Consider the following 11938-nt stretch of genomic DNA (forward strand, 5'->3'; position numbering starts at 1 on the left):
TTTTTTTTCTACTTTATTTTCAAATTTCTACTTTATTTTCAAAAATTATATTTTTTTCATCTTATTTTCAGCTACTGCGTGTATAATATAGACAACACAAAATTTTAGGAGGTATTTATGAGAAAATACGTAAGTTTACTGCTATTTACTTTATGTTTTGCCATATTTGGAGCAAATGAAAAGGAAGGCCTTAATCTTGAAATCGCACCAAAAATAAATTTTTTTATGTCTCAGAAACAACTTGAGGATTCAATTCAAAGAAAGGTAATAATGGAAACTGACAATCCTGACGGTATGCGTTATACTCTCTATACAAATGTACCCGATTTGGTAAATTATGTTCATAAAGAGGCAAGTTTTCTATTTTTTGAAGATCAGCTGATGTCCTCTGTCTTTATGACACCGACAACTACGGCAGAACATAAAAAAATCTTGGATTCCTACATAAAATTCTTTAATAAAACACCGAAAAACGTTCTGACAAAGGTTGAAAATAAAAAGGCGAATGCAATTTTATATTATAATAAAGGAATGCTTCTTTCAGTATATTATGAAAATAATTATACTTATGTTGTTATTCAGTTAGCTGACGATAGCATTATAAATTATAGGATGAAAGCTATTAACAGTTTGTAATGGAAAAACAGTAAAAAATTGGAGTTCTTTGAAAGTAGATAATTTCAAATGACTTCATTTTTTATTATAAATTTTTATTTGTTGTCAAATCAGATTTTCAGGTTATAATATATTGAATGAAAAAGTAAGGAGATGACTTTAAAATGAAAATAAAAACTGTATTTTTAGCTTTATTTACTGTTTTAGCTGGAATTTCCTTTTCGGAAACCATTTCAGAAATACAAGGAACAAAAATGTACTCGAGTTTTGAAAACAAAGTAGTAAAAAAAGTCGAAGGAGTAGTAACAGCCGTGAAAAAAAACAAAAATAATAATGGATTTTTTATGCAATCAAAAAAAACGGATAATGATTTCAGAACTTCCGAAGGTATTTATGTGGAAAATAAATCAGGTATCGAAGTCAAAGTCGGAGATTTTATAAGAGTGGACGGAACAGTAAAAGAAACTTATCTTTCCAAACCTGACAAATCACAGCCTCCTGTTACTTCCATAGAAGCCACAAAAATAAAAATTTTGAAAGAAAATGAAAAAATTGAACCCATTATACATACAGGAAAGCAAATCCCGAAAAAAGTTCATAACGGAAATATGGAAACTCTTGATATAAATAACAATGCAATGGATTATTATGAAGCTCTTGAAGGAGTTTTAATTAAAATCAAAGATCCTCTGATAACAGGGTTTAACGAGAAATACGGCGATATAACAGTTGTCCCGAGTAACGGAATGTATACGGGAACTAAAAGTATAAACGGAGAAGTAGTCTATAATAACTATGAAACGGAACAGACACAAAGAATAACAATAAATACACTTCCTTGGAATTTGACTGAAAACGGTAAATTTAAAAATAATCTTACACCTAATCCCGGAGATAAATTTAACGGAGACATCGAAGGGGTCATATATTATGAAAACGGAGAGTACAGATTATATCCCACATCAGTTTTTCCCGGAATAACTGATAATAAAACGACACCTGAAAAAAACAAATACAGATACAATAAAGATATGCTGAATGTTGTTTCTTATAACATAGAAAATTTTTCCCATGCTGATTCTCCTGAAAGAGTAAAAATCCTTGCAAATCAAGTTGCCACTATTCTTCAAACTCCCGATATTTTAGGATTAATAGAAGTAGGAGACGATGACGGTCAGAAAAAAAGCGAAATAGTATCTGCAAAAGAAAATATAAAAGCTGTTATTAACCAAATAAAAGAAAAAACAGGAATAGAATATGGATACATGACCGTTGACCCTATCGACGGAAAAGACGGAGGTTGGCCTGAAATGCATATTCGTAATGTAATTCTATATAGAAAGGATAGAATAAAGCCGATAAGATTTAATCAGGGGAATGCTCATGAAGATACAAAAATTGTAAAAAGAGGAAATAAAGTCCAACTTACATACAATCCGGGAAGAATAGGAAATAATGATGAAATATGGGTAGACGTCAGAAAACCTGTAATAGCCCAATTTGAATTTAAAGGAAAAAATATATTTGTGCTGGCAAATCATTTGAAATCAAAAAGGTCTGATGATAAAGTCTACGGAACTTCCCACCCTGTAGTCAGAAAGTCGGAAGAAGTTAGAAATCCTGAAGGAAAACAAATAAACGACTTCGTAAAAAGCATTTTGAAAAATGACCCGAAATCTACGGTAATTGTATTGGGAGATATGAATGATTTTGAATTTTCTCAAACTATAAAAAATATTAACGGAGATGAGCTCATAGACACTATATCCGAATTACCTGAAAACGAAAGATATACTTACATTTACCAAGGAGCTTCGCAAACTCTCGATAATATAATGATAAACAAGAAATATAAAGGCGATGTAAATATAGACGTGATAAGAATAAACTCTGAATTCACTATTGAACAGGGCTCATTTAGTGATCATGACCCGATATTTATACAGTTCAGAGTTAAATAAAAATGCCTCAAAAAATATCTAAAAAAATAAAAGCAGTGTCTTTTATCGGCATTGCTTTTATTTTTTCATTATTTTTATATTATTTTACTTCAATCAATAGAGTTGTATCTTCTACATATTTTTTATCTCTGTCAACAAAAGCTTTACCTCTTATTGACCAAAGCCCTTTATGCGGGAAAGACAGAACAAAATATCCATTATCATCAGTATAAGTTGACATACTTACTTTTTCTTTCTGATATTTTCCTGTAAATGTCCCTTTTGCCGTATCAAGTTTTCCGTTTACATAATTTACGGATATATCTACGTTTTTCATCGGATTACCTTTTTTATCCACAAGACGTCCTTTAAATACAGAATTTACATTTACCATTGACGGATTTGTAAACGGTATTATCTCATAATATCCATCAGCAACTCTTTTTTTCCAATCATCACCTTTACTTCCGTCTTTTGTTATAACTGTTTTTACAATTCCATTAAAAGTGTATGAGATACTGTCATCAAAAGTTTGTCCGGGAACAGCAATTATAACCCAATCTCCTGCACCTTTCAATTCACTGTCAACAACAAAATCCAACGTTCTTCCGGAAGCTTTTTCAGTTTTTAACTGACCTTCTTTCACTTTTTTTGTCAAATCAATTTTTTCTCCGTTGTGTATGGCAAATACTTTTTCGGCCAAATGAGTTTTATCTTTTACTTTTCCTACAGGTATAGGTTTATCTTCTCCTCCGTGATAAGGATGTCCGAAAATTACTTTAAACGGTACTGATGTCTTTCCTGTTACATCTAAAGTATCAGTGTAAATAAACTGATTGTGTGCATACAGATTTACGGCAGTTAATACAGCCAGAACTCCTAAAAATTTCTTCATTGAAATTACCTCCTGTTTTTGTTTTATATTGAACTATTCAAGAAAATTTATTATTTCATAAATAATTCAGACTTATATATTAATTAAATTAATATTACTTTCTTCCCCATTATTTCTGTATCATTTTTTCTTTCCATTCTCCTAAATAATGGGCTTTCCCGACATTTTCTTTCCATTTGGACATTTCACTTTCTTCGAGTTTAGGTCCTTTTTTGGAAATAATATGTCCAGGTCCTCCGTTAAATATTACTTCATATTTTGCAGTCAAAGGTTTAATTATTGTTAAGGAGCTTTTTTCTCCAAATTTTCCTTTAAATATTATGAGTTTTCCTTCATAAGTATCTTCAGGTCCATTATACGGTTTGTCCTTTACTATTATAAGCTCAAGCCCGTCAGCTTTCTCTCCGTTGGAAAATCCTGCTTCAATATATATTGTCCCGTCTTTATTGTCATCTACGGACAAAAGAGGTGCATGGGCAAAAACCATACTTGAAATCATAAATAAACATACTAATATTATTTTTTTCATACTTCTATTTTTCCTTTCTTTATAAAATTATTTGTAAAAAATTTATTATTCTCGGATTTCAGTATTTAGAATATTTTTAATCTTTCCTAATTCCTACATTTTCATTTATTTTTATTGTTTGTTTTTAGATACAGACTTTAAAATCTCTGCTAATTTTTCCAGATTTTTTTTCATCCCTTTCAAATACGCATCAGAATCCATTTTCTCATCTACTTCTCCCGGTATATTGAAAGTATCAAGAACTATAAATTTACCGCCATTTTTTTCTATTTCGGAAATTATTTCCTTTTTTAGCCATTTATCCGATACAAAAACTCTTGAATTATTTTTTTTCATAATTTCAGGAATATTTTTTGCTGTAACTTCATCATTTATAATATAATTTGTAAATATATTCAGTTCATTGAAAAGATAATCCAAATTTTCAGTAAGAGTAATTACTGCCAGAGAATTTACATTCAGCGTTTCTTTTAAATATTTATTTTCTATCTCTTTTATTTCCTGAGTAAATTTCTTCAGATTATTATTTAAAGTTTCTTTATTTTTTGGGAAAAGTCTTGACAAATCGTCAGCAATTATCTGTGCCATTTTCACGGCATTTTGAGGACTCATCCATACATACGGATTTCTCTCACCATTTTTATAGGTTAAAAGAGATAATGCAGAATAGTCATCTCCTGAAAAAGAATAACTTGCATCGATCTCAATTATTCTGATATTCTGTCTCCTTGCATATTCATAGAGATAGTCATTTTCCCAGACTTTTGCTACATCTATAACAGCTACAGCTTTTTTAGCCACAGACATATCCAGTTCCTTATTATCAAAAGCCGACTTTCCGTAATCCATAGAAACATCGGAACCGAATATTGAATAAATTTCTATATCAGTATTTCGGGATATATAACTTGCTATCGAATAAACCGACTGGATAGATGTCAAAACCTTATTACCGCTTACATTTTGATTAGCAGGTATTTTATTCTTTCCAAATATGGCATTTACTATCAGAAAGATTAATAAAATTATTGTCTTTTTCAATTTTTTCTCCTTTCATTCTTTTATATTTATTCTCCCTCACTAAATTTCTTGCTTATATTTTTTATTATCATTGTTATAAAGAATATAAGGGAAGCTGTAAGTATTATCGCTCCTCCTGAAGGTATGGATATATTGTAATGAAGAGGTACAAGCACTCCCAAAATGCAGCTTATGAGGGAAAAAAATATACTGTAAAAGAAAAAACTTTTCATTGATCTGGATAAATTTTTAGCCGATGCCGCAGGAATGAGAAGCAATGCCTCTACCAAAGCTGCTCCTATTATTTTTACGGATACTATTGTTACTACTGTTACTATTATTATAAATATATATTCAGTCAATTTTACATTTACACCTTTTACGGTCGCGATATTTACATTAAAACTGGAAAGCAGCATTTTATTGAACAAAGGTATAAGAACTATTCCCAAAACTATAATTGTAATTATCAAAACAAATATATCAAAATCACTCACGGTAAGTATTGAACCAAACATAACATTTTCAAGCATATGAGAGTTGGCTTTTGATGAAACAAAAATAAGTAGCGATCCTCCCAATGCGATAGATATCGATAGAAATATACCTATAAGAGTATCTGTAGACATTTTTGTTCTGTTTTTTGTATAATTTATAAGCAATCCGAATAATATACAGTAAGTGAACAGCATTACATAAGGAGCATTATAAGGTTCTCCTGCCAATATTCCGAGTGCAATCCCTGTAAGGGCGGCATGTCCTATTGCTTCGGAAAAAAACGCCATTTTTTTTGTAACAACCATTGTCCCGATTCCACCTAAGATTGTACCTATAAACAATGTACATATCAATGAGTTTATAACAAAAGCATATTTAAAATATTCGGGCAATATCTGCCTGTTTACCATATCTGTAAAAAAGTTTCTGATTATTTCAAGCATTTTTACAATTTCCTCCGTTTTATTGAATGTATGATTATAGACTGTTAATTATAAATTACTTCTGACATATATTGTACCTGATTTACAATATAGCAATAATTCATATGATTTATAAAAATTACGTAAAAATCAGGAAAATACAGTCAAAATTTTTTCTTCATCAAGAACTTTTTTCGGCTCTCCTGAAAACTGTATTTCTTTTTTTATACACGTTACGGTATCAGCCATTTCTATTACCTGTTTTAGATTATGGTGTATCCATAAAATAGTTACACCCTTGTTTTTCAAGTCCTTTATTACACTTTTAAAATAATCTTCTCCTAATTTATCAATCCCTGTAAAAGGCTCATCAAGTATTAACAAATCAGGTTCAGGATAAATGGCCTGTGCCAGAAGTAGTCTCTGTTTTTCGCCTCCTGACAAATTTCCTACAAGTCTTTTCTTTTTTTCATACATTCCTATTCTTTTCAGTAAATCATCTATAGTTTTTCTATATTTCCCTGAAACACCTAAAAAACAAGGTTTTTGCTGATAAACTATCGATAAAAAATTTTCCACTGTTATAGGCAGTGATTTTTCAAAATCCAAATATTGAGGAACATAACCTATTATTTTTGTCTTATCGTAGGAAATATATATTTCTCCCTCGTAAGGAACCTGTCCGAGTATACTCCTTAGTAACGATGTTTTTCCTCCTCCGTTAGGCCCTACAAGACAGTGAATTTTTCCCGGCTCTACAGTCAGATTTATATTTTTCAGTATTTTTGTATTTGATAATGTCAATGTCAAATTTTTAATTTCAATTAATATGCCTGACATATTATTTTCCTTTCGATTTTCCGACTTCGAGCATTGCAGAAGTCAAAGAATCCAGATTATATTTCATGAACTTTTCAAAACTGTCTTTTGTATAAGGTCCGCTACTCATATGGGATAGACTTTTTATCTTTACTCCGGTAGCTTTCTGTATTGTTGTGGAATATTTATTCTGTACCTGCGCATCTACAAAAAGTACATCTATTTTGTCCCTTTTCATTATATCTATCATAGCTTTTATATCTGATGCACTTGGCTCAACTCCATGAGCGGGTTCTATAACTGCTCTTACTTTCAGTCCGAATTCTGATAGCAGATAATCATACCCTGCATGAGAAGTTGCTATTCTCATATCCAGATTTTTTAGATGACTCACTTTTTTTATCGCTTCTGCTTTCATATTTCTAAGTCTTTGAGCATAGGCTTGAGCATTTTTGTTATAATAATCTTTATTGGCGGGGTCTATTTGTCCCAGTTCTCTTGCTATCGTATAGATCTGTTGTATGGAAGTAGTTATTGATATAAATGAATGAGGATTGAGTATCTTTGTTTTCCCTCTCATTCCTGAAACAGGCATTAGTGAAACCCCTTTATTTGCATTAATTATTTTTATTTTCCCATTCATTTTGGCAGCTTTTACTATGTCAAATACAAACTCATCATGCCCTATGCCGTTTACAACAAGTATATTTAAAGTCGACATTTTTTTTATATCTTCAGGTCTCGGTCTGTAACTGTGAGAATCATAAATATCTCCCCTTATTACGGGAATGACATCCATTTTATCTCCCACTATATTTGATACATAGCTGTAATATGGCTGTAATGTTACACCTACTTTCAGTTTTCCATAAGAAACTATGCTCATTAAAATCATTGAAACTACTAATAAAATCTTTTTCATTATTCATCACCTTTTCCTTCAAATTTCTGTCTTTCGTTTTCCCCTGTATAAGGTACTATCTCTTTCCAACCGGGAAAATTTTCGTCAATGGCAAATTCTATCTCATCTTTATGCAGATGAGTTTTTATAAATAAAATCTTTATATTTTCTCTATTTTTATCGTCTATCATTACGATAAAATTTCCACTTGTCATAACATTTTCACATAATCCGACATAATATGTCTTTTTATTTTTATCAATCTTTTCCCAAGTAATTTTCCCCCTTTCTTCCCATGTTATATCCTTTGTAAATGGGGGTATCAGCTCATCTTCCAGTTGTTTTATCGTCGGGAGTTTTTCATCATTTCCTTTCATTTTTATTTCACTTACAAAATTTGTCAAATCTGCATAAATACCTGCTTCGATGCTGGAAAAATCAGAATAGGAACTCACTTCACCGGATTTTATTTTCTGTTCAACTGTTTGAGGTTTCCTCATTTTTATTAGAAAAAAAGCTGCCAGAAGTATGACTATAACAGTTATACTCAAAGCTATATTTTCTTTTTTTGAACTTGACGGTTTTAATTTTTCTGTAACTATTTTAACCACCTCGTATTATCTATATTGAAAACATCGTTATATTTGTTCATTTATTCAATTATTTTGTATATCAAAATAATTTTATTTTGTTACACAAAATAATTATATTATATATTTTAATGTATGTCAATAGATTGTTTTTAATGAATTTATTTTAATTATATTATCTGTAAATGCAATCTTTTTTTCTGTTATTTTTTTATTTTAATCTTTCCTTTTTTTGAAATATTCTTTTCATAGAAAATCGGCTGTCAAAGCCGATTTTCTATATACTTATTTTATTTTTTTAAATTGAAATATGAAATTTTAAAAATTCCAAAATTAATTATATAGTATTCCAAAATGTACCATTACAAACATTATTCCCGATGCTACACAAAAGCCCAGAACTCCTCCCGCTAAAACTTCACGAAAACTGTGAATTCCTGCTTTCACTCTACTCTGAGCAACTAAAAGTGCCATTAGAAAAACTAACGCCAGTACTCTTACATCATCAGTCATAAAGACAAGTATTCCGAATGTTGCAAATGCAATAGCACTATGACCGCTTGGCATTCCTCCCTCAAGGGGTGTACCTCTTTTATAGAAAGATTTTATTATAATTACTATAATTGCTATCAGTACAAGTATTAATATCGCGATATTTCCTTTTCTTCCTGCAATAATATGAATCTGATGTTTTGTATCTATTATATTTAAAAGTTTATCATAGAATATAAGATAACCTACACAGATAGCATTTATTGCAGCAATCAGAACTGCTCCCGCCGCCACGTCTTTTGCCAGTTTTGCCAATGGATGTCTTTTTGGAGAAATCAAGTCGACTAATGCTTCTACAGAAGTATTTATAAGCTCTGTAATCATCACAAAGGAAACTGATACCGAAATTATCATTATTTCACTTTTTGCCGAATTTGTAAGGATTGCCAGAATAACTACTATTATAGCTACCAATATATGTACTTTCATATGTTTTTCATTTCTGATAGCCTCCGTCAGTCCCTCTATCGCATAGTTAAAACTGTCTACTATTCTCCTGTCCCTTTCTCTTTCTTCCTTTATATCCCATTTATAATTTTCATATTTTTTGAAAAAAAATGACTTTTTATATTTTTTATTTTCTTTTTCCATACATCACCTCGTTTTTTAAAGCCGTTTTAATTATTATTGAAATTTCTAATTTCTTGTATAATTAAATTTCTCCAATATTTCTTCTTCCCTTTTTCTCATAATTTTTTTATCTTCTTCTTCTATATGGTCATACCCTAACAGATGAAGCATACCATGACACAGCACATAGTAAAACTCTCTTTCTTCGGAATGTCCGTATTCTTTGGACTGATTTTTTACTTTTTCCAGTGAGATTATAATATCTCCCAGTACATTCAGTCCTCCAATATTTTCGGTTTCATTATATGCAAAAGAAATGACATCTGTTTCGGTATCTTTATTTCTATATTCTTTATTAATCTGCTTTATAATTTTATTATCAGCTATTAATAAAGATAAATAATAGTCATTCTTTCCATATTCTTCTTTATATTCATTTTCAAGAATAAATTTTATAAAGTTTTCGATTTTTTTTTCGTCAAGAAACTCTTCAATTTTATCAATTTCATAAGTTATATCACATTCCAGCATATTATTTCACTCTCTTTTCTGAATTTTCATCTAATTTAGGATATTTAATTCTTTCATGGTAGGCACCCTGTAAAACATTCAGAAATGCCCGTATTACTTTTTCAATTTCTCCTAAAGTCAAGTTAGAGTTACTTAGCTGGTTATCGTCTATTTTATATCTTATCAGGTATCTTATCAAATTTTCTATCCCTTCCCTACTCTTATCTTCGGAAGCCCTTACAGCCGCTTCAATAGTATCTGCAAGGAAAATTATACTCGACTCTTTTGTCTTCGGTTTCGGACCGCTATATCTGAAATCCGATTCCAGTACCTCTTCACCTTTTTCCAACGCTTTATAATAAAAGAACTGAACTAATGTCGTTCCATGATGTTCCAAAATTATATCAAGTATTTCCTTAGGAAGCTTGTTCTGCTTTCCAATTATATATCCGTCCCTTGTATGGGATGTTATTATCAATGCACTTAATGAGGGCTTTATTGTATTATGAGGATTTTTCCCGCCTTTTTGATTTTCTACAAAAAATAACGGTCTTTTCATTTTCCCTATATCATGATAATAAGACGCTACCCTTGCAAACGTGGCATTTGCGCCTATAGCCTCTGCTCCTGCTTCTGCCAATGCCCCTACCATTATGCTATGGTGAAAAGTTCCCGGAGCCGTAACAAGGAGCTGTTTCAGCAGTGTATGGGAAAAATCGCTCAGTTCCAGCAATTTTATATCGGTCAGTATATCAAAGCTATTTTCAAGATAAGGTAATATTCCCAAGGCTATCATTCCTGTAAGAATACCTGAAAATACTGAAAATATAATCATAATTATAAGTATAGGAAAGGCAAGCTGGCTTATCAATCCATAACTTAATGACATTATTCCCTGAAACATTCCCGTAAAAACGCCTAATTTTACTATATCACTCCTGTTTGTAAGTTTATCAGCCCTGTATATTGCGACAAGAGTAACTGCCACAATAACTAAAAACCATGTTTCATCTCTCGAAAGCAGTATCATATTAAAAAAAGTATACGTCAGTGCAAAAACCTTATCTCCAAGTATTGTAAGAATTATAGGGATTGTCGCAAAAGGCAGTAAATATATATAAAATTCATTGTTAAAAAACAGTACATATAAAATATTTACCATTATAATAATAAGTAATGAAGGATAAAACGCTTTTGATTCTATAACTTTTTTAGAATATTTTTTAGTCAGATAATAAAATAAAGCACTTACTAATACAAAAGTTATAATCAGTCCTGCTACTTTTCTTACTTTATCCTGACCTCTTACAAGGTTCAATTTTTCAAGTTTTTCATAATCATCAACGTCAATCACATCGCCTTTTTTGACAATTATGTCTCCCTTATATATTTTTATTTCCTTGTCTTTAAGGGAATCAAGATTGTCTTCAATTTTTTCCATAGTTTTTTTATCATTTATTTTCAAATTCGGTTTTATAAAGTTTTTTAGAAACTTTTTATCCAAATCATCTATTTTTATATTGTTTTTATCTATTATATGGTCAAAATCTTCGGTCTTGACTATTCCAACTTCGTATATTTCTTTTATTATAGTTATCAGGTTTACTACATAACCTACACTTTCCCTTTCAACTATCCCTTTAAAATCTTTCACCGTCAGATTGTATCTATTGTCTCTTATAAAATTGCTTATGCTCTGGTCGTTGGATAAATCGACTGTTTTTATATCTCTGAAAAAATTATTTATAGCAACAACTGCTTCTTCGGGTACGGAAGAAATTTTATCATACTCGGGAGTAGTATTTTTCATTATTTTTTCTTTAATCCCTTTATCTAAAATATCTACAGTATAGATAACATCTTTATAAGCTATAATGTCTGAAGGAGCTACGCTTCCCACAGTATAATTTGCTCCTAATTTAGAAAATTCTATAATTATTCCGAAAGCAAAAAATACCAGAACCGACCATATGAATCTGTTTATAAATTTTTTGTTGGATAATATTATCGAACTTTCTTTTCTGCTTTTCTCCTTTATTTCGAATACTATTTCCCGTCCGAATATATTTATTGTCAT

At 30.5% G+C, this 11938-nt stretch carries 12 protein-coding genes; 2 read left to right on the forward strand and 10 right to left on the reverse strand.

Annotated elements, in window-relative coordinates; all coding sequences use genetic code 11:
* Nucleotides 1-117: 117 nt before the first annotated feature.
* Complete coding sequence (locus ACO5J6_RS00100; protein ID WP_485641249.1) at nt 118-636, forward strand: hypothetical protein; 519 nt, start codon at nt 118-120, stop codon at nt 634-636.
* A gap of 143 nt (nt 637-779) precedes the next feature.
* Nucleotides 780-2576 carry an endonuclease/exonuclease/phosphatase family protein gene (locus ACO5J6_RS00105; protein ID WP_485641250.1) on the forward strand — a complete coding sequence of 599 codons (1797 nt, stop codon included), beginning with the start codon at nt 780-782 and terminating at the stop codon, nt 2574-2576.
* Nucleotides 2577-2655: 79 nt separating this feature from the next.
* Here the strand turns inward: ACO5J6_RS00105 and ACO5J6_RS00110 are convergent, their stop codons facing one another.
* From ACO5J6_RS00110 to ACO5J6_RS00155, 10 genes are all read right to left on the reverse strand, one after another.
* A complete protein-coding gene (locus tag ACO5J6_RS00110) occupies nt 2656-3450 on the reverse strand; it encodes a DUF4198 domain-containing protein (RefSeq protein ID WP_485641251.1) in 795 nt (264 codons plus the stop codon).
* Nucleotides 3451-3559: 109 nt separating this feature from the next.
* A complete protein-coding gene (locus ACO5J6_RS00115) occupies nt 3560-3979 on the reverse strand; it encodes a hypothetical protein (protein ID WP_485641252.1) in 420 nt (139 codons plus the stop codon).
* Between the two features lie 111 nt (nt 3980-4090).
* The gene (locus ACO5J6_RS00120) at nt 4091-5020 is read right to left on the reverse strand and encodes a metal ABC transporter substrate-binding protein (RefSeq protein ID WP_485641253.1); all 930 of its coding nucleotides are present in this window, start codon (nt 5018-5020) and stop codon (nt 4091-4093) included.
* A gap of 26 nt (nt 5021-5046) precedes the next feature.
* On the reverse strand, nt 5047-5940 hold the full coding sequence (locus ACO5J6_RS00125) for a metal ABC transporter permease (protein WP_485641254.1): 894 nt from the start codon (nt 5938-5940) through the stop codon (nt 5047-5049).
* 129 nt (nt 5941-6069) lie between these two features.
* Nucleotides 6070-6759 (reverse strand): metal ABC transporter ATP-binding protein, encoded by a 690-nt coding sequence (locus ACO5J6_RS00130; protein WP_485641255.1) that lies wholly within the window; start codon nt 6757-6759, stop codon nt 6070-6072.
* A gap of 1 nt (nt 6760) precedes the next feature.
* Nucleotides 6761-7660, reverse strand: coding sequence for a metal ABC transporter solute-binding protein, Zn/Mn family (locus ACO5J6_RS00135; RefSeq protein ID WP_485641256.1), 900 nt, complete (start codon nt 7658-7660; stop codon nt 6761-6763).
* Nucleotides 7660-8250, reverse strand: a complete 591-nt coding sequence (locus ACO5J6_RS00140; RefSeq protein ID WP_485641257.1) for a DUF6162 family protein — start codon at nt 8248-8250, stop codon at nt 7660-7662. The genes ACO5J6_RS00135 and ACO5J6_RS00140 overlap by 1 nt, the downstream gene beginning before the upstream one ends.
* A 312-nt stretch (nt 8251-8562) precedes the next feature.
* Nucleotides 8563-9372, reverse strand: coding sequence for a diacylglycerol kinase (locus ACO5J6_RS00145; protein WP_485641258.1), 810 nt, complete (start codon nt 9370-9372; stop codon nt 8563-8565).
* Between the two features lie 45 nt (nt 9373-9417).
* Complete coding sequence (ybeY, locus tag ACO5J6_RS00150; RefSeq protein ID WP_485641259.1) at nt 9418-9882, reverse strand: rRNA maturation RNase YbeY; 465 nt, start codon at nt 9880-9882, stop codon at nt 9418-9420.
* A gap of 1 nt (nt 9883) precedes the next feature.
* Nucleotides 9884-11938, reverse strand: a complete 2055-nt coding sequence (locus ACO5J6_RS00155) for an HD family phosphohydrolase (protein ID WP_485641260.1) — start codon at nt 11936-11938, stop codon at nt 9884-9886.

The organism is Pseudoleptotrichia sp. (assembly GCF_057270515.1).